Annotated in this window: 17 protein-coding genes and 2 pseudogenes; 10 read left to right on the forward strand and 9 right to left on the reverse strand. The window is 71.2% G+C overall.

The genetic code is table 11. The features are described from left to right. The first annotated feature begins 771 nt into the window (after positions 1–771). The 4 genes from ACIGFK_RS19150 to ACIGFK_RS19165 all read left to right on the forward strand — a co-directional run bounded on the left by ACIGFK_RS19150 (position 772) and on the right by ACIGFK_RS19165 (position 6,616). The gene (locus ACIGFK_RS19150; protein ID WP_376655761.1) at positions 772–1,140 is read left to right on the forward strand and encodes a hypothetical protein; all 369 of its coding nucleotides are present in this window, start codon (positions 772–774) and stop codon (positions 1,138–1,140) included. A 12-nt stretch (positions 1,141–1,152) separates the two neighbouring features. After that, the gene (locus ACIGFK_RS19155) at positions 1,153–4,722 is read left to right on the forward strand and encodes a hypothetical protein (protein WP_400052768.1); all 3,570 of its coding nucleotides are present in this window, start codon (positions 1,153–1,155) and stop codon (positions 4,720–4,722) included. Positions 4,723–4,877: 155 nt separating this feature from the next. Further along, positions 4,878–5,564 (forward strand): hypothetical protein, encoded by a 687-nt coding sequence (locus tag ACIGFK_RS19160; RefSeq protein ID WP_400052770.1) that lies wholly within the window; start codon positions 4,878–4,880, stop codon positions 5,562–5,564. A gap of 536 nt (positions 5,565–6,100) precedes the next feature. Next, positions 6,101–6,616 carry a CPCC family cysteine-rich protein gene (locus tag ACIGFK_RS19165; RefSeq protein ID WP_400052772.1) on the forward strand — a complete coding sequence of 172 codons (516 nt, stop codon included), beginning with the start codon at positions 6,101–6,103 and terminating at the stop codon, positions 6,614–6,616. A gap of 380 nt (positions 6,617–6,996) precedes the next feature. On the opposite strand, the gene ACIGFK_RS19170 is transcribed toward ACIGFK_RS19165, so the two are convergent. Continuing rightward, on the reverse strand, positions 6,997–9,276 hold the full coding sequence (locus ACIGFK_RS19170; RefSeq protein WP_386465873.1) for an MMPL family transporter: 2,280 nt from the start codon (positions 9,274–9,276) through the stop codon (positions 6,997–6,999). A gap of 174 nt (positions 9,277–9,450) precedes the next feature. On the opposite strand from ACIGFK_RS19170, the gene ACIGFK_RS19175 reads away from it, so the two are divergent. The 4 genes and pseudogenes from ACIGFK_RS19175 (at position 9,451) to ACIGFK_RS19190 (ending at position 13,889) form a co-directional block, all read left to right on the forward strand. Next, positions 9,451–10,626: a sensor histidine kinase gene (locus tag ACIGFK_RS19175; RefSeq protein ID WP_400052774.1), complete on the forward strand. Its 1,176-nt coding sequence runs from the start codon at positions 9,451–9,453 to the stop codon at positions 10,624–10,626. Continuing rightward, positions 10,601–11,263 (forward strand): response regulator transcription factor, encoded by a 663-nt coding sequence (locus ACIGFK_RS19180; protein ID WP_030956390.1) that lies wholly within the window; start codon positions 10,601–10,603, stop codon positions 11,261–11,263. The genes ACIGFK_RS19175 and ACIGFK_RS19180 overlap by 26 nt, the downstream gene beginning before the upstream one ends. A 276-nt stretch (positions 11,264–11,539) precedes the next feature. Beyond that, positions 11,540–12,018, forward strand: a pseudogene (locus ACIGFK_RS19185) (dihydrofolate reductase family protein); the annotation flags it as partial. Positions 12,019–12,341: 323 nt separating this feature from the next. Continuing rightward, positions 12,342–13,889, forward strand: a complete 1,548-nt coding sequence (locus ACIGFK_RS19190) for an alpha/beta hydrolase (protein ID WP_376655755.1) — start codon at positions 12,342–12,344, stop codon at positions 13,887–13,889. 100 nt (positions 13,890–13,989) lie between these two features. Here the strand turns inward: ACIGFK_RS19190 and ACIGFK_RS19195 are convergent, their stop codons facing one another. Beyond that, entirely contained in the window at positions 13,990–14,538 is a 549-nt protein-coding gene (locus tag ACIGFK_RS19195; RefSeq protein ID WP_400052777.1) for a hypothetical protein, read from the reverse strand. Positions 14,539–14,664: 126 nt separating this feature from the next. On the opposite strand from ACIGFK_RS19195, the pseudogene ACIGFK_RS19200 reads away from it, so the two are divergent. Continuing rightward, a pseudogene (locus ACIGFK_RS19200) lies at positions 14,665–14,919 on the forward strand (glycosyltransferase family 2 protein); the annotation flags it as partial. A 399-nt stretch (positions 14,920–15,318) separates the two neighbouring features. On the opposite strand, the gene ACIGFK_RS19205 reads toward ACIGFK_RS19200, so the two are convergent. After that, positions 15,319–15,615, reverse strand: coding sequence for a DUF1330 domain-containing protein (locus ACIGFK_RS19205; protein WP_376655753.1), 297 nt, complete (start codon positions 15,613–15,615; stop codon positions 15,319–15,321). Between the two features lie 167 nt (positions 15,616–15,782). On the opposite strand from ACIGFK_RS19205, the gene ACIGFK_RS19210 reads away from it, so the two are divergent. Continuing rightward, on the forward strand, positions 15,783–16,295 hold the full coding sequence (locus ACIGFK_RS19210; protein WP_376655752.1) for a MarR family winged helix-turn-helix transcriptional regulator: 513 nt from the start codon (positions 15,783–15,785) through the stop codon (positions 16,293–16,295). A 374-nt stretch (positions 16,296–16,669) separates the two neighbouring features. Here ACIGFK_RS19210 and ACIGFK_RS19215 read toward each other — a convergent pair whose 3' ends face one another. The 6 genes from ACIGFK_RS19215 to ACIGFK_RS19240 all read right to left on the reverse strand — a co-directional run bounded on the left by ACIGFK_RS19215 (position 16,670) and on the right by ACIGFK_RS19240 (position 21,205). Continuing rightward, the gene (locus ACIGFK_RS19215) at positions 16,670–17,305 is read right to left on the reverse strand and encodes a class I SAM-dependent methyltransferase (protein WP_376655751.1); all 636 of its coding nucleotides are present in this window, start codon (positions 17,303–17,305) and stop codon (positions 16,670–16,672) included. Between the two features lie 307 nt (positions 17,306–17,612). Then, on the reverse strand, positions 17,613–18,026 hold the full coding sequence (locus tag ACIGFK_RS19220) for a contact-dependent growth inhibition system immunity protein (RefSeq protein WP_400052779.1): 414 nt from the start codon (positions 18,024–18,026) through the stop codon (positions 17,613–17,615). Positions 18,027–18,353: 327 nt separating this feature from the next. Then, positions 18,354–18,665: a hypothetical protein gene (locus ACIGFK_RS19225; RefSeq protein WP_386465855.1), complete on the reverse strand. Its 312-nt coding sequence runs from the start codon at positions 18,663–18,665 to the stop codon at positions 18,354–18,356. 1,261 nt (positions 18,666–19,926) lie between these two features. Beyond that, positions 19,927–20,307, reverse strand: a complete 381-nt coding sequence (locus tag ACIGFK_RS19230) for a toxin Doc (RefSeq protein ID WP_376655748.1) — start codon at positions 20,305–20,307, stop codon at positions 19,927–19,929. A gap of 3 nt (positions 20,308–20,310) precedes the next feature. After that, positions 20,311–20,550 carry an antitoxin MazE7 gene (locus tag ACIGFK_RS19235; protein ID WP_376655747.1) on the reverse strand — a complete coding sequence of 80 codons (240 nt, stop codon included), beginning with the start codon at positions 20,548–20,550 and terminating at the stop codon, positions 20,311–20,313. A 274-nt stretch (positions 20,551–20,824) separates the two neighbouring features. Then, positions 20,825–21,205, reverse strand: coding sequence for a hypothetical protein (locus ACIGFK_RS19240; protein WP_400052782.1), 381 nt, complete (start codon positions 21,203–21,205; stop codon positions 20,825–20,827). Positions 21,206–21,511: the final 306 nt, after the last annotated feature.

Here is a 21,511-nt window from a genome sequence, read left to right on the forward strand (position 1 = left end):
ACACTAGCGATCACCACTGACAACGCGAGGAAGCCGACCCTCGACCAGTGCAGCGAGGCACTGGCGCCCGTGGCGGATCAGCTTGCTGCCCGGTTCAGGTGCTGGCTGATTGTCGGGGCGCCGTCATCGGCGAGCCCAGCGCGCCGGACGACGCCACCTGGCGCGTCCTGTCGAGTCTCGGATTATGCGTCGAACCAGCGAAACCAGAGAAGACTGACCCCGGTCCGCGAAGTCATCGAGCACTACGACCAGACCTACAGCCCCATGTGGCAGCGCAAAGCCTGAGCGAGTCCCCTGAACCTGTTGGGCTTCGGCACCGCCGTGCACCGGTTCGCCGGAACAAGTGCGCTTCGGGGAAGGGCTCATCGGAGGCGATGGCGGCGCTGTTGTTCGCCTCACCTGTCACGCGCTCCGGCGGCGCCCGATCAGCCGACCAACTTCTGCTTCTACTGCGCGACGGTCGTTCAGGGCCTGGTGAAGTACGACGTCTCCCCCGGCCGATTCCGGACAGGACCGGCTGAAGCAGACCTGCAAGTGGTGTCTGCTCCGGATCGACGAACTGTCCGTCCGCCAGTGACCAGTCATGCTGCCGAGGGCTTCCTCCGCACCCCGCCTCGCCAAGGACGTGGCCGCCTCCATGTGCTCCGCTTCATGGAGTCCCGTGTTCGGTGATGCGGTACCTGACCCGTATGCGGCGCCACCATCCCGATTGTCTGCCCGCCCATGCCCATTTCGTGGAACGCTTGGCATCGACTGCGACAGGGGGATCTGATGACCGGGGTGGAGCTGGTGATGGCGGCGCTGGCCGCCGGGGCGTCGGCGGGGCTGACGGACACGGCCGGCAGCGCGGTGCGGGACGCGTACGGTGCGCTGCGCGAGGCGGTGCGCGGTCGGCTGCCCGCGCGTTCCGGGGAGGTGCTGGACGCCGAGCGGGTCGAGCCGGGCGTCTGGGAGGGACGGCTGCGTGAGGAGTTGACCGCGTCCGGCGCCGACCAGGACGGGGAAGTGCTGGCGGCGGCCGAGCATCTGTGGGCACTGGTCCACCCGGGAGAAGGGTCAGGCGGGTACCGGGTCGACGCGTCCGGCGCCAAGGGCGTGCAGGTCGGTGACCACAACACCCAGACCAACACCTTCAACTGACGGCCGCAGCCGGTGGACAGCCGAGACGAACCACCCCCGCGGATCGACGCCCGTTGGGGGTCGGGGCTGCAGTTCGGAGACGGGAACCTGCAGGTCAACGTGGTGGGCGGGGTCCCCCAGCCGGCCCGGTCGGCCTACCTCTACCAGGTTGCAGCCATCGCCCCGAGAGGGTTTCTGCTCGGCCGGGAGGCCGAGCTCGCCGAGCTGTCCGAGTTCTGCACCCGCCCCGGTGAGGGTGCCTACCGCTGGTGGCGGGCGAAGGCATGGGCGGGGAAGTCGGCGCTGCTGTCCTGGTTCGTGCTCCACCCGCCGGAGGGCGTACGCGTCGTCTCGTTCTTCATCACCGCGCGGTACTCCGGGCAGAGCGACCGCGAGGCGTTCATCGACGTCGTCATGGAACAGCTCGCGGAACTGCTGGGCAGGCCCGTGCCCGCCCACCTGACGGGGGCGACCCGCGCCGCGCACCTGCTCGCGCTGCTCGACGACGCGGCCACCGCCTGCCAGGAACGGGGGACACGGCTCGTCCTGGTGGTGGACGGCCTCGACGAGGACCTGGGGGTGACCGTCGGCCCCGACGCGTACAGCATCGCCGCGCTGCTCCCGGCCCGGCTGCCCGCCGGGATGCGCGTCATCGTGTCCGGACGCCTCGCACCGCCGCTGCCGTCGGACGTGCCCGACCACCACCCGTTGCGCGAGTTGGAGACCGTACGGCTGCTGACGCCGTCCGAGCACGCCGAGGTTCTCCGGCACGCCGCCAAGCAGGAACTGATGCGCCTGCTGAGCGGCACGCCCACCGAGCAGGACCTGCTGGGCCTGATCACGGCGGCGGGCGGCGGTCTGTCCGTCCAGGACCTGGTGGAACTCACCGGCACCCGCGAGCCGTGGGAGATCATGGAGACCCTCCACACCGTGTCCGGGCGGACCTTCACGCACCGCCCCTCCCTGGTCCGGTCCGGACCGGAGACGCCCGTGGACGTCTACCTGCTCGCCCACGAGGAGCTTCAGCGGAAGGCTGCTGACGACCTCGGCGGAGATCGGCTGGCCGAATACCGACAGCGTCTGCACACCTGGGTGGCCGGGCACCGGGAGCGCGGCTGGGACGAGCAGACCCCCGGTTACTTGCTGCTCGGTTACTTCCGCATGCTGCGTGCGGCCAACGACCTTCCCGGGATGCTCCGCCTGGCGCTCGACCCGGGCCGCCACACCTGGCTGCTCGACACCACCGGCGGCGACGCCACCGCCCTCGCCGAACTCACCGCCTCCCAGGACGCGATCCTCGCCGGGGCGAGCCCGGACCTCGGCGAGCTGACCAGGGTCGCCCTGGCCCGGGTGAACCTGTCGCAACGCAACGCCTCGCTGCCCATGGGCCTGCCCGCCGTCTGGGCACTGCTCGGACGGGTCGACCGGGCCCGGGCGCTGGCGGAGTCGCTGGGACCGTCGGCCTCGAAGAGGGCGCTCGCCGAGGTGGCGAGGGCCCTCGCCGAGACCGGAAACCGGGCCTCCGCCGAGTCCGTCGCACAGAGCGTCCCCGGGCCGGGAGAGCGGGCCGTGGCTCTTTCCGCGGCAGCCGTGGCCGCCGCCGAGGACGGCGACGGGCAGCGGGCCGCCGAGCTGGCCGATGCCGCCGAGCAGGCGGCCCGCCGGATCGAGGAGGACTACCAGCGGCCCGCCTGCTGGGCGACCTTGGTCAAGGACGCGGCCGCGGCGGATGACTGGCAACGCGCCGCCGACCGGCTCGGCGAACTCGAGGCACTCGCCGTCGGCCCGGATGCCCTGGCAGGTTCCGGACTGGTCGAGGGCGAACTGGCCGGAGCGCTGGCCGCCGTGGGCGAACACGACGAAGCCCTGGCGGTGGCCCGCGCCATCGGTGACCCCGCACGGCGGGCGACGGCCCTCGCCGCGGTGGCACAGACGTTGGCCCGCAACGGGGACCAGGCCCTGGCACTTCGGTCGGCAACCGAGGCGGAGGCCGCCACCGACGAGATCACCGGAGCCTCGCTGTGGCGTCCGACGGCAGCAGTGCTGGAGGCGCTCACGGCGGCGGGTGCGCTCGAGCGCGCGGCGAAGCTCGCGGCCGAGGCCGTCGGCGCACTCCTCGGCGGCTCGGAGGACCGCTCGGCCTTCCAGGTCGGGGACGATCTCGCCGTCCTCACCGGGGCCATCGCCCGGGCCGGGGACCACACCAGTGCCGAGGGCTTCGCCCGGGCCAACCCGGATCCGGGATCCGGAGTGAGGGCCCTGTCCGAAGTGGCCGAGGCGGTCGTACGGTCGGGCGACCACCGCCGCGGGTTCGAGCTGGCCTCGGAGGCCCAGCAGATGGCCCGTGCGGTCCGGTCACCCGTGCACCAGCAGGTGGAACTCGCCGCCCTGGCCGGCGTGGTGGCCCGATCGGGTGACCACGACTGGGCGATGGCGATCGCCGGGACGGTGCAGGACCCCGCCCGCGACGTGATCGCCCGGACCGCGGTGGTCCGCGCGGCGGCCGAAGCGGGGAACTACGACAGCGCCGAAGCCGTCGCCCGCACCATCGGCGACGAGATCGGCCAGCGCGACACCGCGCTCGCCGTCGTCGCCGAGGTCGCCGCCCGCGCGGGCGACATGGAGCGGGCCGCAGGGATCATCCCCACCATCGGGACCGCGCGCCCGCACTTGGCGGCCCTCGGCGCGACGGTCGGCGCGGCAGAGGCATCCGGCGACCGCAGTGGTGCATCGGCCGTGGTGGACGGCCTCGTGGGCAAAATCGCCGAAGCCGGCGACCAGGTGGACGAGGCGATCGTGCTCACGCTGGCCGAGGCGGTGGCCGGTACCGGCGGGCTCGAGCAGTCCGAGCGCATCGCCCGCATGATCAAGGACTCCGCGCCGCGGGCCCGGGCGCTGGCGGCGGTGGCCCGGGCTGCCGCCGAGTGGGGCCAGGCAAGCCGGGCCACCGCGCTCGTCGACGAGGCCGAAACACTGGCCCGCGGCATCGGAGGCCCTGGTGACCGGTCTCGTACCCTGGCGGCGCTCGTCGAGACGGTCTCCGCGCCCCGAGACGAGCAGTCGGTCGTCGTGGTCCTCGGGGACCCGGGAGGGCTCGCCGCCCCCATCGACGGAGGGTCCGAGCGGACCGGCATCCTGGCGATGGTCATCGAGGCGATCGCCAGGACCGGGGATCACGAACGCGCGGCGGCGGCCGCCGCCGAACTCGAAGACGCCCTGGAGGCGTCGGACTCGCACGGGAACTGGAAACTGCTCGCCTCTCTCGCCCGGGCGGCGGCCGAGACCGGACACCCCGAGCGGGGGGAGCAGCTCGCCGACCGGATCACCCACCCGGAGATCAAGGCCAGAACCCTGGCCCACCTGGCCAACGCGGCTGACCCCGCAACAGCCCGACGCCTGACGGCGCAAGCCCTCGCCATCGACCTGTGGACGGCCGTGAAAGCGCTGCACCGCCTGGAACCGGCCGCGCTGCTCCTCCTCGCGGAGGACTTGGGCGTCGCCGGACTTCGCCCGGCACCACCGAGCCCCGACGAAGCACCGCCCCCCGGGCCGGAACCCCGCCGCCGACGACTGCGCCACGCCCTGCGCTGGCCCCGCCGATGAGGTCTGCGTGTTCTTCTGGGGGGTGATGCTGCGGGTCCGGCCGGAGATCGGCTCAAGCCCCGACCCGGTTCCTGATCCGAACGCCTGCGCGCGTCCATCCGCGCTTGAGAAGATCCGCCCGGGGAAGCCGTCTCGATTCGCACCTGGAGGGACACATGCACCGCGCGCGTGCGCTGTCTGTACTGCCTGCCAGCCTCGTGGCCGCGCTGCTGGCCGTCTCGGGATGTTCAGGAGGCGGCGAGCCTGCCGCCCAGGTCCCGACACCCAAGCCCTCCGGGCTCGCGCACTACACGCCCGCCACCGGCTCCGCCGCCCCGGCCGCGAGCCCGCTGCCCACCGCGCCCAAGGAGTGTGTGCGGACCGCTGGAATGAGCGTCGAGCAGCTGACCGGCTACCTGAAGGAACTGCGCAGCTCCAGCGGGGACTACCAGACCAAGGGCCTGACGCTGGACTCCTCCGGTCTGAACTTCACCCCTGAGGACATCAAGCGCCCGTGCGAGGCGGTCCCGGTCAAACTCGCCCACTACTGGGTCGACTTGAAGAAGACGCACGAGGCCAACGTCGTCAGCGGGGCCCGCTACGCATACTCGTACACCCTGATCGGCATCGCCTCCCACGCGGCCGGCCCGCAGGACGGCCGGGTGCCCGACACCGCGCCGCCGGGGCCCTCGGCCTGTCGTGGCACGGTCTCGGTGGCCTACCTCGGCGAGGACCTCCCGCTGCGGGCCCTGCCGTACGACCTGAAACTGGTGGACACCACCGCCCCCGTCCCGGTCAAGGTGGACGGCGACGGGGTGCTGTCCGCGATCTACGTGTCCCCTCCCCGCCCGGATTCGTGCTGACACCGACTGGCAGCGACCTCGAGGGCGCCCGGCGAGCCGATCATCGGAGGGCGCCTGTTCGAGCTGTACGTCGCATTCGGGCGATGGAGCCGATACGACGGCTCGCGAAGCGCCTTCACCACCGGGCTGTGACACCTACACCCGTCCGGTGGTGATCGACGAGATCCGCCGGCTCACCCCCGGCGCCGGCGCCGGCGCGGAAGCCACCGACCCGCTCAAAGTCCTCACCGAACGTATCGGGGCCGTCACACGTCGCGCGAGGAGCTCGACGGCCCTCCCGTGGGGAGCTGGGAAGGCCGTCTGCCTGGAGTGGTTCCTGGTGGGGGCCTCACCCCCGCTCGTCTTGCTCCCAACGTGCCAGGATCTCGGCCACGCGCGGGTACCGCTCAAGTAGCTCGGCGTCCGTCAGGTCCATACCAGCCGCCCCCAAGATCGCGGCGGTACCTACAGGCAGCGTCCGTTCTCTGGTGCAGTACTCGTCGGTCACGGGACCTCCAGCATTCGTTCGGCTGAGACACCTACGATCCGCCTGGCACATGCCCCCGTCAACCCCTGCGGAGGGAGTCGTTCCAGAAGGAGCACACAACGTTCACTCAAGCCCTGAGAGCCCTCCCCTGATACGCCTGCGCCGCGGCGATCTGCCAGTTGGCCCGCCCACCGTCCAAGCTGGGGCCCAGGCTCCCCTCCCGCTCCAGTCCTGCCTCGACCAGGGTGACTCCGTAAGCAGTCCTTCGAGATCTGCCCGGTGCTTCTGGGAGGACGATGCCCTACAACTGCGCTGGCCCGACTGGGCAGTGGGCGCCAATCGGACCTCTCTGGTGCAGGCACAGCAGAACTACCAGGCATTCGGGGCCTGCGATGAGCGGTCCGTGGAGCATGTCCGCCTACCCCGGGACGACGAGCCGCAGGATCGGAGTTGGCGGCCTGTCGATCCCGAGCACGACCACTTCGAACCCCAGGGCGTTCAGCAGGCCGTGTGGCCGGTCGACCGAACGGTTCTCTACTGGTGGCGCTATCGGAACACGGGATTCTGGCGTCCCACGGTCGGATGATCGTCACCCGGCCAGTTCGTCACCGCCAACGCCCGGCGGGGAGAATCCCCGCCGGGCGTCGAATCGCTATGCCCTGTGTGCCATCCGATGGTGAGGAAGTTGTTCCAGCAGCGCCCGGCATCCGCACGGAGGCCGAGCGCTGGAGCCGTATCCTGCGCGACGGCTGCCCGCGCAGCCTCCCTCGGCAGGAAGGCACTGTCTGGCTGCACCCCACCCGCCGGATCAAGGTCGGACCATACGAGTACGCCGTGCCGAAACCGCTCCACCCCGAAGCCCCTGACGGACCGGCTGGACCACCGGCGCCACCGTTGGCCGAGCCGAGCACCGCGAACCTCCACCTGCTGTGAGGTGCCGGACGCCAAGGGCGGGCAGGAGTTGGGTCAACGGGCAACCGGCCGTGGATGAGGGGTCTCACCCGTGGACTCCGCATCGGTGTCGTCGGTGCCGACCGGGCCGCGGGGAAGCATCCGGTCCAGCCACCCCGGCAGCCACCAGTTGGCCGGGCCGAGGAGCGTCATGGTCGCCGGTACCAGCACCATGCGGACGACCGTGGCGTCGATGAAGATCGCCGTGGCCAGGCCGAGCCCGAACATCTTGGCGGAGGGGTCCTCGGCGACGGCGAAGGACAGGAAGACCGCCACCATGATGAGGGCGGCCGACGTGATGATCCTGGCGGTGCCCGAGACGCCCTCCACGATCGCCGTGGCGTTGTCGCCGGTGCGCACGTATTCCTCACGCACGCGCGAGAGGAGGAACACCTCGTAGTCCATCGACAGGCCGAACAGGATGGCGAAAAGGAACATCGGGATGAACGACACGACCGGCACCGTCGCTTCCAGCCCGATGAGCGCGCCTCCCCAACCCCACTGGAAGACCGCGACCATGACCCCGTAGGCCGCGCCGATGCTCAGCAGGTTCAGCAGCACCGCCTTGAGCGGTACGACGACCGAGCGGAAGACCAGCATCAGCAGCAGGAACGAGAGCGCCAGCACGGCGGCGACGAACCCCGGCAGGCGTTGGCTGGTGCGTCCGCCGACGTCGGACAGGCTCGCGGCCGCGCCGCCGACGTGGGCCCTGGCCGGGCCGTCCCCGATCGCCGTGGGCAGCACGTCGGTGCGCAGCCGGGCGATGGTCTCGGCCGTGGCCTTGTCCTGAGGGCTGGTGGTCGGGAACACCACGAGGGTCGCGATGCCCGTGGCCCGGTCGACGTGCGTCGGCGCGACGGACGCGATGCCCGGATCCGCCGCGACCGCCCCGACGAGACGGTCCAGCACTCCCGGATCACCGGCGGGGTCCGCGGCGATGACGAGGGGACCGTTGGTGCCCGGCCCGAACCCCTCGGCGACGAGGTCGTACGCGCGGCGCTCCGTACGGCTCTGAGGCAGCGACCCGTCGTCGGGCAGGCCGACGCGCAGGCCGAGCACCGGCAGCGTCGCCGTCAGCAGCAGCCCCGCTGCCCCGACCGCGTACGGCACCGGGTGCCGGCTGACGTGCCCGATCCAGCGCCGCCACCCGGCGGCGGGGACGGCGCCCGCCTCCGTGTCCCGCCGCCGGCCGAATCGGCCGAATCGGCCGAGCCGCCCCTCCCGAAGAGCCCGGGCGATCCGGCCGGCCCGGCCCAGGCGCGGGCCGGCCGCGCCGAGGAAGGCCGGCAGCAGCGTCACCGACGCGAGCACCATGGTCAGGACGACGATCGAGACGGCGATCCCGCCCACCGTCATGAACGGCACGTTCGCGACCGCCAGGCCGAGGATCGACACGACGACGGTGCCACCGGCGAAGACCACGGGCCTCCCCGCAGTGGCCACCGCTCGACCGGCCGCCTCGTGGGGATCGAGCCCGCGCGCGAGGTACTCCCGGTGCCTGGCGAGCACGAACAGCGCGTAGTCGATGCCCACTCCGAGCCCGACCATGCTGCCCAGGACGGGGGCGAAGGCGGGGACGTCCGTCACCCCCGCCAGTACCGTCATCGTGGCAACTCCGACGGTCAGCCCGAAGACCGCCATGCCGATCGGCAGCGCGGCGGCGACGAGCGACCCGAACGCCAGGAACAGGATCGCGGCCGCGGCGAGGAGGCCGATCAACTCGCTCACGCCGCCGTCGGGGTCGGAGAAGGCGTAGAAGAGGCTCCCGCCCATCTCGACGCGCAGGGGCAGTTCGGCGCGCAGCCGGTCGCCGAGTTCGACGAGGGCGTCGAGGTCCTCGGCCGACAGCCGGCTCTGGTCGGGGTACTGCACCCGGACGACCGCGATCCGCCCGTCGGCCGAGACGAGGCCGCCGCGCACGGCGGTGGCCCCGCCTGCGTCGAGTGCCCCCGCCGGGTCACTCGTACCGAGCACGTGCGGCAGCCGCTTCACCTCGGTCTGCAGCCGCGTGAGAGCGGTGCGCGCGCTGCCGTGGTCGAAGAACGTCGCACCGACGTCGAGGGGGGTGACGACCACTTGGGCGGTCATCCCCTCCTGGCCGGTGCCGGCCCGCTCGATCAGTTCCGCGGCCCGCTGGGAGTCCAGCCCCGGAGCGGTCATCGAGTCCGCGGTCCGCCCGCCGAAGGCGACGGCGGCGAGGACAGCAAGCGTGGCGGCGACCAGCCATGCCGCGATCACCCGCCAGGGACGGCGGGCGGCGCTTGCGCCCAGGCGCAACAGGGCTTTCGAGAGCATCGGGTCCTCCAACCACCTCGTCGGCCGTCCTTGTACGGCCGCCGATCCCGAGGCTCGTCGCCACGGCGCTCCGCGGCATCGGCCCGCGGGCCGCGGATCCGTCGGCCCCAAGTCGGAGTGACGACCCGTCCTTTCGGCCGATGCGCGGCGCCGCGCGGTCTCTAGGCTGAGTACGTGCTGAGAGACGACCTGCGAACCCTGTGGACCGAACCCCGGCCGCCCGACGCGCCCGCCCGGGTGCGGCGGGACTGGGCGCTGCTCGCCGCGGGCCTTGCCGGTGTGGCACTGGAGGCCACCCTGCGCGAGAACGTCGTGTGGCGGCCGGTGGCGGTGGTGTTCGCCGTATGGCTGTGCCTGCTGCCGCTGTGGCGCCGGACCCGCCCGCTGGCGATGGTGATGCTGGCGTTCGGCTCGGTGGCCGTGCTTCCGCTGGTCTCGCTCGTCGCCGCACCGCGCGAGCCCGTCGGCCTGTACACCGCCGGCGCGTTCGTGCTCGTGCTGGTGTACGCGCTGCCCCGGTGGGGATCGGGACGCGAGATCGTGCTGGGCGGCGCGGTGATCCTCTCGGTCGGCACGCTGTGTGTCGTCCTGGACGAGACCCCGGTCGTCGAAAAGGTCGTGGGCTTGGTCTTCCTGCTGCTGCCCGGCGTGGTCGGGGCTGCCGTGCGGTTCCGGGGGACCGCTCGCGAGCGGCAGTTGGACCAGGTGCGCTCCCGCGAGCGCGAGCAGCTCGCCCGGGAACTGCACGACACGGTGGCCCACCACGTGTCGGCCATGGTGATCATCGCCCAGGCGGGCCGGGTGCTCGCGGGCGCCGACCCGTCCGCCGCCGTCGAGGCGCTGGAGGGGGTCGAAGAGGAAGGGGCGCGCACGCTGGAGGAAATGCGCGCCATGGTCGCCGCGCTGCGCGACCGCGGGGTCGGCGCCGAGTTGGCGCCCCCTGCCGGAGTCGCGGATCTTGAGCGCCTGGTGCGCACCCCGGGTGCTCGCCTCAGGGTCGACCTGGGGCTCGACGGCGAACTGGACGCGCTGCCCCCGGCCGTGGACGCGGCCGTCTACCGGATCGTGCAGGAATCGGTGACCAACGCGCTGCGCCATGCGGTCGACGCGACCGAGCTCGTCGTCCGGGTCTCCGCGGAACGGCACACGGTACGGGTGAGCGTGCGCGACGACGGCCGGCGCACCGGCCGGGGTCGCGACGGATACGGACTTACCGGATTGCGCGAGCGCGCGACCCTGCTCGGCGGCACACTACGAGCCGGCCCGGGTACCGACCGGGGCTGGCATGTCGACGCCGAACTGCCGAGAGCGAGGAGCGAGAGCGGTGTCCATTCGCGTCCTCGTCGCTGACGACCAGGCGATCATCCGTACCGGGTTGCGGATCATGCTGAACGCCCAGCCCGGCATCGAGGTGGTCGGCGAGGCCGCCGACGGGCGGGAAGCGGTACGTCTGGCCCGCGAACTGCGTCCCGACGTCTGCCTGTTCGACATCCGCATGCCCGTACTCGACGGGCTCGAGGCCACCCGGCTGGTCGCCGGCCCGGGCGTCGCCGACCCGCTGGCCGTGGTGGTCATCACCACGTTCGACCTCGACGAGTACGTGTACGGCTCACTGCGCGCCGGTGCCCGCGGATTCCTCCTCAAGGACACGGGACCCGACCTGCTGGCCCAGGCCGTACGGTCGGCGTCCGACGGTGAGGCCCTCATCGCGCCCAGCGTCACCGTCCGTCTGCTCCAGGCATTCGCGGACCTGCCCGCCGGCCGGCCCGTGGCCCAGCCGGTCTCCCCCGTCACCGCCCGCGAGGAGCAGGTGCTCCTGGCCGTCGCCCGCGGGCTGACCAACACCGAGATCGCCGATGCACTGCACATCAGCCTCAGCACGGTGAAGACGCATCTGGCCAGCCTGATGGCCAAACTCGGCGCCCGCAACCGGGTCGAGATCGCGATGTGGGCCTACGAAACGCGCCGTATCCTCCCCGGAACCTGAGCCGGTTGCGGGGCCATGTCCCACGAGTCCCCACCCGGGCATCAGTACACCGGTCGACTCACGGCGGCTCCACTGCCTCACCCGCCCCAGAGCGTGACGTACCAGGAGGCCGGCACCGGGACGGTGAGACACCCGCTCTGTCGCGGCGATCCGGCTCCGGCTCGGTTCGTGAGTGAGGCTCAACGCACCAGCTGCATCACGGTGGCGGATCCGGCGGCGCGACCATCGTGACGCAATGCGAAGGACTGGCCTTCCTCGAGCGAGACAGGCTCCTCGGACTGGTTGTCCAGCGGTGACGTCCCGTTGGACGAGAGCGGCGCGCTGAAGGTGTCGCAGACGTCGTACGACTGCACCCGGCCGTACTGCCCCCTGGCGGGATCGACCACGTGGTCGTCGTGTCGCACCGGCCGGCGCCCGAGGGCTGGGCCGCCGAGGCGCCGTTCCACGTCGTCAACGGCGTCGAGGCAGCCATGGCCAAGGCACAGGAGCTTGCGGGTGACCGCATGGTCGAGGTCGCCGCCGGCGACGTCGGTGGCCAGGTGCTTGCCGCGGGCCTGATCGACGAGGTGCGCATGGACGTCGTCTCCGTCGTGTTCGGGTCCGGCAAGCGCTACTTCGGGTCGGTCCACGCGCAGCACCTGTTGGAGGATCCTGACGTGCTGATTCAGAGCAACCGGGTGCTTCACCTGCGCTATCGGGTGCGCCGTCGACCGATCCCACCTGTCCGCCACCGGCTTCGCCTTCAACCGGCCTGACAGCCAGGGAGGCCACCCCAGCCATCACCCTTGCCGTCGCGCAGCGAGCGAGACCTCGCAAGGAGAAAGGCCTGGCCGCGCTCCCCCGGCCATCGACCATCGGGTGTGGTCAGAGGGGCCCGGCGCACGGCCAGGCAGGCAGGCCGGCCGGGTGTTCCGACTTCAGAGGCCGCCTCCGGCCTCGACGGGCCGAGGCGGCCTGGGCGGGCCAGGGGTGGTGCTGGCACCACCCCCAGTACGGGCAGTGGGGGGATCGTCCGGTGGGCCGGGTTCTCGGAGGATCGGGGTGTACCGAATCGCTCCGACCGGGGGGAACCACCCACATGCACCTCTTCAAGAAGCCCGCGCGGTGGGCCACGGCCGCCGCGTGCGGGCTGCTCGCCCTCGCCGCCCTGCCCGCGTCGCCGGCGAGCGCCGCCGCGGCGAAGGGCGGCGCGCCGGCCGTGCCCGCGCGGTACGCGCAGCAGCGCCTCGACTGGCAGCCGTGCCAGTCCGGTGCGCTGGAGTGCGCCTCCATGAAGGTGCCGCGCGACTGGTACCACCCGGGCACGGGGGCGGACCTGACCGTCGCGGTGTCCCGGCACCGGGCCGCGGACCCCGCCGCGCGGCGGGGCGTGCTGATGATGGCGGCCGGCGGGCCGGGCGCCTCGGGGCTGGGCCGGCCGGCGGGGCTGGCGGCGTACTCGCCCAAGCTTGCGGCCTCGTACGACATCGTCGGCTTCGACCAGCGCGGGGTCGGGGCCAGCACGCAGGTGGTCTGCTCCGACCAGGACGCGGTGGACGCCCTGTTCACCAGCGGCGATCTGCGCGACCGCTCTCCCCGGGCCGTGGACGCCACCGTGGACCGGGCGCGGAACTTCGTACGGGACTGCGAGCGGCGGTCGGGCGACCTGCTCCCGTACATCACCACCGACCAGGCCGTGCACGACATGGACCTGTTCCGGGCGCTGCTCGGCGAGTCGAAGGTGTCCTACTACGGTCCCTCGTACGCCACCTTCCTCGGCGCCTACTACGCGACCGGGTTCCCGCGCCGGGTCGACCGGGTGGTGCTCGACAGCAACATCGGTTTCACGGGCAGTTGGCAGGAGTTCCTGACGGGCCAGCCGATGAGCTTCCAGCGCCGGTTCGAACAGGACTTCCTGCCCTGGCTCGCCGCGAACGACGCGACGTACCACCGGGGCCGGACCGCCGAGGAGGCCAAGGCCTCGTACGAGCGGCTGCGGAGCGCGCTGGGCGAGCACCCGCTGGACCTGGAGGGGACGACGGTCACCCCCAACCACCTCGACGCCGCCGCCACCTCCATCATCTACAGCGGCGACCGCTTCCCCGACCTGGCGCTGCTGCTCGGTGTCCTGGAGCACCCGGAGGCGGCTGCGCCGGCCGCCCGCAAAGCCCTGGCCGAGAAGCTGAAGCACCCTCTGGGGGCGCAGTTCGCGGCGGACTTCTTCTCCGTCATCTGCCAGGACACCCCGTGGAACCACAACAGCGCCTACTGGGTCCGCCGGAGCGCGGCCGACGGCTCCGCGTACCCGATGGCCGGTGCCCGCGAGCTGACCTTCGCCTCGGTCTGCGCCGCCTGGCCGCGCTCCCAGGCCCCCCGGGTGCAGGTCACCGGACGCGGGCTGCCGCCGATCATGATGCTCAACTCGCTCCACGATCCCGCTACTTACTACGAGGGCGCGCTGCGGGCCCACCGGGGGACGGCCGGGTCCCGGCTGATCACCGTCGGCGGCGGCGACCACGGCGTCTACCAGTCGCACAACCCCTGCGTGGACGCGTACGTCGAGGGCTTCCTCGTCGACGGCCGGATGCCGGCCGAGGACGCCTCGTGCGAAGGCAAGCCGCTGCCCGACCCGATCGCCGGCCGGTAGATCGTCTCCTTCGGATCTTGTTGGACAAGCCCGCGTACTGGACGTACTCGGTGCCCCGCCATTGCGGCGAGGTGCGGTTCCGGGCGGCGCGGATGCCGGCTCAGTCCTCGTCCGTGGCGACGACGACCACGGCACGCCCGTTGCCGATTCCCACCACGGCCGCGTCGAAGGTGGCCTCGGTGACCGGTGTCCACGTGACGTTGCCGAGGGCGCCCTCGCGGTAGGCGGCGTAGCCGTTGGCACGCCAGTCGGCGTCCGGCCCCAACAGCTCCGCCAGCCCGCCGGCGACGGCCTCGGCCAGGCGGCGCATCGACCCGTCCGCACCCCCGCCCCGGTAGGCGAGGGTGCGGACCAGCGTGGCCGCCGTCCAGGGCATCACCTCGTCCGCAGGGATCCGCCTCGCCAGCGCGGCTTCCATCTGGTCCGGGCTGCGCGGGCCGCCGTGCCCGTGGCCGCAATGGCCGCAGTCCGGCGCGAGCAGTCCCGTGGGGGCCAGGACGTCCCAGCACAGCTGCCCGTGGCTGCGGCCGTCGTCGGGACCGAGGTGGACGACCCGGTCCGCGTACTCGCCCCACTCCGCCAGCCACATGCCGAGGTCGGCATCGGGCCCCAGGTCGTATGCCGGGGGCTTCTCGAACGACAGCTTCACGGTTCTCCTTCGGCTCGTACCGCACTGCACCACCAGCATGTCCCGGAGGCCCGCCGCATGCCCGGTATCGATCACACCGAGCGCGGCCATCCGCAGAGCTGCCAGGTCACAGGACCTGAAAGCGTGGTGACGGCGTTCCTGGGCGGCGGGCACGCCCTGGCGATGCCGATGCTGGAGGAGACCGGCGGCTGGCCGGACGCCTTCTTCTTCACACACGAGGAGACCGGCCTGGCCTGGCGGGCAATCGACCACTGCTGGGACATCTCGTACGAGCCTCGGCTGGTGCTTCAGCATCCGAAGACGTCCCCGGCCCGGCGTGCGGTCCACTACCGGACGACGGCCCGCGACCGGGTCCGGTTGGCCAAGCGGCACCTGCCCGCCCTGCGGACGGTCTGGTCTGGCGGCTGACCCGGCTGGGCCGCCCGCCGGTCGTTCAGGCCGTAGCGGGCTCCCGCCGGAGCCGGTCCGGGGCAGCGGTCGGGGTCTCCTGGAGCCACCTCACGGACCGGCCACCCCTTTGCCGACGACGGCCTTCGCCTTCCGGTCCAGGATGGTCCGCATCCGACGCATGGCCACCAAGCGGGTCACCGGCCGGCAGCGGCGTCTCCAGCAACGGCACATTCGCACTGCACTGCCGCCTGGGCAGGTGCGGAGATTGCCATCCCGCCGATGGAGACGAGTGTGGCGGCCGACCGGACCCCTTTCGACGAACTCACTGCCGTGCGCGCGGGCCTTCGCGGTGCCGTACGCGATCTGCCGCTGACTCCAGGGCGGGTGGGATCAGCCGGGAAGGCCGGCCATGAGGTGGACGTCGACCTCGTGGCCCATCGTCCCGACCCGCCAGGCGACGAGCTCCTGGTAAGCGGGCGAGGCGTACCAGTCGCGCGCCGAACGGTCGGTGGGGAAGGCCACCAGGGCGGTCTTCGTGAACGTGGACGGGCCCTCCAGCCGGGTCGGGCTGTCGAAGGCGAGCAGCCGTCCACCGAAGGCGTCGAGGGTCGGGCCGACGTGGGTGAGGTAGTGGCCGAGGGCGCTGTCGGGCGTGTCGTCGGTGCGGACGAACAGCACGTAGTGCATGGGCTTCTCCTGATCGCTGCGGCGTGTCCCGCGAAGGAACATGCCTGACTTCAAAAGGTTGTATCGCAAACGCTTTGATATCAAAGCTTTCGTCGGGTGAACGGTAGCCAGGCATCGCGCCGCAGTCAAACAGTTCGATGTCGAAGCGTGGTGGTAGCTTTGGCGCCATGCGCGACACGGTGGACGAGGTCATCGATCGGTGGGACGCGATCCGCCCCGGACTGGACACGGAGCCGATCGGAGTCGTCCTGCGGATCTTCCGCGCGTCCCGGCTCCTTGAGCAGGGGATCAAGGGCTACTTCGACGAACACGGGCTGGAGACGTGGGAGTACGACATCCTGGCCACACTCCTGCGCGCGGGCGGCGGCAACACCCTCCGCATGAGCGACCTGGCCGGCGCCGCGATGATCAGCCCCGCAACCCTCACCCACCGCATCGACCGGCTGGTCGCCAAGGGCCTGGTCACCCGCGCCACCGACCCCGACAACCGGCGCCTGGTACGCACGGAACTCACCACTGAGGGCCGCGGCATCGCCGAGGGCCTGATCGAAGGCCATCTGGCCAACGAGCGCGAACTCATCGAGAGCCTCAACCCCAAGGAGAGTCAGCAGCTGGCCTCCCTGCTCCGCAAGCTGCTGATGCCCTTGGAGGACGACTCCCTCAGGACCAAGAACTCCTGACACGGCGGAGCCGCGCCGCGAGGGTCGAGATCAAGCGCCCGATGTCCGGGCCGGGAGGACGGGGACGGCAGCCGGTCCGGCGTCGCGCCGCTGAGGTCCCTGCCGCGCTTTCAAGGCGGCAAGGCGTTCTATTGGGTTCTGAGCGGCCGGCTCGTGAGCCGCCTTGCAAGCGAAGGACTCGCCACACGCGTGCTCAGGACCCGTCCTGCGGATCATCCCGTCGCCGCGGGCTCGGTTCCATGCGGGCCAATCTGACGAGCCATGCCCGATGCGTTTCCGGGGACGCGTGCCGGCCCATGCCGCCCTGCCACGTCAGCACGGTGAAGCGTCCTCCATCACGGTGCTGACGTGCGCCGACGCCGATGTGTGGATGGTCATGCAGTGGCCTCGACGATCAGGGTTCCGATGGTCTCCTTCTCCGGGGGACACGGCAGCCGCTGTCCGCTTGCCGAGGTGAAGCCGGCCTCCAGCAGCTTCGCCTCCCACATGTACGGCCGGTAGCACCAGCGGGTGATCGGCAACAGTTCGTCGTCCGGACCGTACATGTCGTACTCATGGGGCCCCGGGCACTCGCCGGAGGGCGGCAGGTGCGAGAACGCGAACCGGCCTCCCGGCTTGAGCGCCCGGCGGACGAGGGGAAGCAGCACGCCTGGGTCCGTGAACCACACGGCGCCGAACACGGAGTAGATGCTGTCGAATTCCGCCTCGCTCTCCGCGAGGAACTCCTCCGCCCGGCCCACGCGGATGTCGAGCAGGCCACCGAACCGTGCCTTGGCCCGCTCGACCTGGACAGCCGAGACGTCCACCCCGATGGCCGTCGACCCGGTCTTGGTGACGAACGCGAGATTGTCGCCCTTGCCGGGCCCCAGCTCCAGCACTCGTGTCCCGGGTCCGGTGGTGATCAGCTCGATGCCGGGTCCGTGCTGGTTGTACTGCGTCCACTCGAACCGGTCCCACGCCGGGCCGCCATGGGAACGTAAGCCGAACCTGTCCCAAGTCTCCGCGGTCATAAAGGTCTCTCCTCCTGGTCGACGGTCCCTGTAGTCATGCCCAGATGCGTCGTGCCGGATCACCGCAGCCCCCTCCCTGCGTGCGGAGGGCGACAGACCGGCGGAGGTGGATCGGGACGCGGTTGCGGGGCGTCTCGTCCGTTATGACGTCGGCGTTCCTCGGGGCGTCCCGCTGCCCGCTTCCTCCTGGAGGCCGACGTCGGCGAGCGTGTCCGTGGCCTCACCTGAGGTGACAGAGCCCGACCTGATCCGAAAGAACGGCCGCGGTCGCCACGATCACCAGCAGCGAAGACGAACTCTGCCTCGCTCACCCGTGTGACGCGAAGCGGGTCAGGTCCGCCGCGGCGCCCTTCGGCAGGTCCGTCACCGCCGCCTCAGGCAGGGCCTCGATCACAGCCCCCAGCTGCGCTGCGAGCTCCGGCAGCACCGCCCATGCCGAAGCCGGCGCGTCCACCGCCGCGAGAAGCAGGTCACCCTCGTAGAAGTAGGCGTCCAGCAGCGGCTCGTCCAGCAGCAGCTGAACCGCGAGCGGTAGTACGTACGGCAGGCCCACCCGCTGCGAGATCAGTGTGCGCAGGTCCGCCGGCTGCAGCTCGCCCAAGGGTATGCACCGCAGCGCGTGCACCTTCCTGACCAGGTGGGTCGCATCTCCAGCCGGATCTCTCCAGCGGGGCGGGTCCAACTCATCGAGGGTGCGGTTGAGATGAAGGAGGCGGTCCATGCGCATAAGGCTAGGCGGCACCTACGCGTGGGCGACGCCCTTCTGGAAGCTGCGGGGAATCCGCCCGCTCCCACGGTGTGCAGCCGTACTGCGGCCGCGAGACTCCACGTGAGTCGTATCCGAATTCGGTCCAGGCCCTCCGTATCTGGCGTCGCATGCGTTGCCGACGCGCCGGCAAGATCCGGAAGACCCCTCAGCCCCAATCTCCGAATCCCGGTATGCCGACGGGCCCCACGGATGGGCCAAGGTCCGGACGGATCGTGCCACGGAGGTCAGCCAGCCGGTCAGCCACCGGTAGGTGGTGGCGCTCGTCCTCGTTCGGGTCGCTCACGCGATACGTTCCCGGACCTCGCGGGCGAGCCGCGTGTAGCGCTGACGCGCAGCAGCAATCTGCTCGCGATCCTCGGAGCGCAGCGCTTCGCGTTCGCGAGCAAGCCGGGCCCGGGCAGCATGTGCGTCGCCCAAGACGCCCTGGTCCGGATTCGGCTTGGCCTCTTCCGCGGCGATCAGCGCGCTGTAGACGCCGACGGCCCCGTTCACCGCTTCGATCGCAGCCTCGTACGCTGCTGTTTCCTCGTTCGACCAGTCGTAAGGCTGCAACTGGTGCGTGATCGAGATGCCTTCATCCGGTCCAGTCATGTGTTCTGCCCTCTCAGCTCGTACACCCGAGCGGCGCAGGGGGCCAACGCCGGCTGACATCAGCCGTCCCGCGCCGGGTGATGGGATCAGCTACTTGCCGACTCGGGCCACGAGCAGTGGCTGGAAAAAGCCCGTCTCCCGTGGCATCCGCGACTCAGGGTCGACGAACCCGGCCTCGGCTGCGAGGCCGGCCAGTCGGTCCGGGCCAAGTGCCCAGTAAGTGGTCCGGCGGACCTGGACGCGCCATTCTCCGCCGGTCGGGAGGAGTTGGAAGTGCTCCAAGTCGTAACGCTCGCCGTCGTCGTGCCAGTGCAGAGCTGGAACGTGGCGGTTCGCTCTCCGCCACCGACCTCGGTGCCCTCGTGGACTTGTGGAGGCCCCTGCCGACGGATGCTCGCGTCCCAGTCTGGGTAGATCAGGTGGTAGTCGTCGGCCAGTTCGTCATAAAAGTGCGCAACTGATGTCTCCGCCGGCATGCTCTGAGACTACCGTGCCGGACTGCCTGGGGAAGCTGATCGCACTGGCGATCGGCCCGGACGCCCTCGCTGACCACCGTGCCGGCATTCCTGTGAACCTCTGCGAACGCTCAGACCACCGACTGCTGCCAAGACTCAGGTTCTGGATCGCATTCCGTAACGCGGATACGTTGAGTGACGACTGGCGGGTGGGAGCTGTGCGTCTCTGTGTCAGAGCGGCGGGTCTTGGGCGCAGCCGCCTGTCCTGTTGCCTGCCCACGCCAGATCGTGATGGGGGGGGTGACAGGAGTCCGTTGAAGCCCGTGTAGGGGAATCCTGCAAGGTGAGTGCGGCGGCGTACGAGTACTACTGGCCGTCGCCGGCCCAGACGCGTGCGGTGGCGGTGATGGCATGGGGCCGGCGCGACACCTGTGCGTTGTGCTCCTGACCTGGGCCGAGCATCGGTCGTAGTCGTCAGGGTCTGTGTTGCGGTCCGTGCTACGCCGCCGTCCTGCGCCAGAGGGTACGACGCGGGCCCCGGGTCACGACATCCCGGGGCCCCACTTCGCTGACCTCCCAGCTCAACGACGAGCACGATGATGTGTCACGGCCAGTCGATGCCCGGTTTCCGGAGGGCGGTGAGCTCGTCGGTGGTGAGCTTGCCGCGTCGGGGCATGGTTCCTCGCCCAGCTCTTCTACGCCGCTCCGCAGAGTAGCCCCGGGTGGCCATTCGATCTCGCCCGCCGTTTTCACCCATGCCGCACCCTGCGCGCCCTGATACCCCGTTCCTCTGCGGCCCGGTGCGATCAGAGGCTCGGCTCCATCGAGCGCAGGCGGTCGGCGACGTCGTACACGCTCAGGCGCAGCGCGCGGATGTCGTTGATCAGGTCGCGCCACGGCTCGAAGGCGGTGTCCACGTGCTCGGCAGATGCCCGTATGTAGGCCACGGCGACGCCGTAGCCGAAGTACTCGTTCCTGGCCGGCAGCGGCCGCGTCAGCACGATCTGCTCCAGGAGAGCTGCTGCCCGCCAGTACGCGTCGGGTTCCTCAGAACCCCAGGCGGGAGTGTTCACGCGGTGGCGGGCGATCGCGGCGACGAGCCCGGAGTAGTCCAGGACCCCCAGCTCCTTGCCCAGGAGCTCCTCCTGGCGGTCCAGGAGCCAGCGGATGTCGATGTGCAGTTCCAAGGGTCAGGCCGCCCGGCGCGCGGACGAGGGCAGGCCGCCGAACTCCCGGTCGAACTGTTCCGCGATGCCCGGCCGGCCGACGGCTTCACGGAACGCGGCGGTCGCCCGGCCCAAGGCGAGCTGGTTCTCCTGCTCCACGGCCAGATCGGCCAGGTAGGCGCGCACGCTCTTGCCGTGGGCTGCGGCCACGGCGGCGAAGCGGTCCCGGGTGTCCGTGTCGATCTTCACGGTTGTGTCTGCCATGCCTCCGAGTATGCATCGATGCATACCTTGCTGAATACCGATTCGCGGACATCGGTCGCCCTCGGATCGGAGGCGAGCCACCGGACGCTCGCACGGCCTCATCGACTCCGCCCCGCTGCGATGCCGAACCGGGTCGTCGACCACATGAACGGCTACCTGGACGGACGCCTCTCGCTGACCGAGCTCGCCGCCGTGGCGGGTGTCAGCCCCTCGCGCTTCACCCGGGGCCTTTCGCGCGTCCACCGGCCAGTCCCCGCACCGGCACCTGGTCCGGCTACGTGCCGCCAAGCTGGTGACGGGAGTAGTCGACGATGGCGGCCTCCGAGGTCAAGGGCCCGCCGCCGTCGGCGGGGGTGAGGGTGTAGAAGGCCGTGATGGAACCCTCGGTGACCGCATCCAGGACTCCGGCCCAGGGGATGGTGTAGTCGGCTGAGGTGGTGTCAGCGGTGACGCTCACCACTCCACGGATCTTCGCGGCCGGATTCGGCCCGGCGGCATCGCTGCAGACTGTGACGTCGAAGGTGATCTTGTCGCCGGCCTTGAAGGACTGCCGGTCCACCCTGACGAGGACGCCATTCCAGGGCTTCTGGCGGCAGGTGATCCAGCCGGGGGGATCCTCATAGGGAAATTCCGGGAAGTCGTTTTCGATCGACATGCGGGCTCCTCGTCACCAAAGGGCGGGCTGCAGATGGGCTCCCGCCCCGTGATCATGGCATCTTCGCGGAGGCCATCGATTGACGGTTCCCGTCGCGCCCCTCACCAAGCAGCGCGCCCGGAGGGCTGATGGCCCGCAGGCCCGGACGATTGCGGCGCGTTCGCGCCGTTGGTGAGCGGTGGTGGCCGACAGCCCACCAGGGCCCCGGCCGAGGCCGCCTCGGCCATGCGGCACACGACGACGGCGGCCACTTCTGCGACGGCTGGCCCTCCCTGGCCGTGTACTTGACCGCCGTGGCCGATGCAC

The organism is Streptomyces sp. NPDC085524 (assembly GCF_044541755.1).
GTDB lineage: Bacteria > Actinomycetota > Actinomycetes > Streptomycetales > Streptomycetaceae > Streptomyces.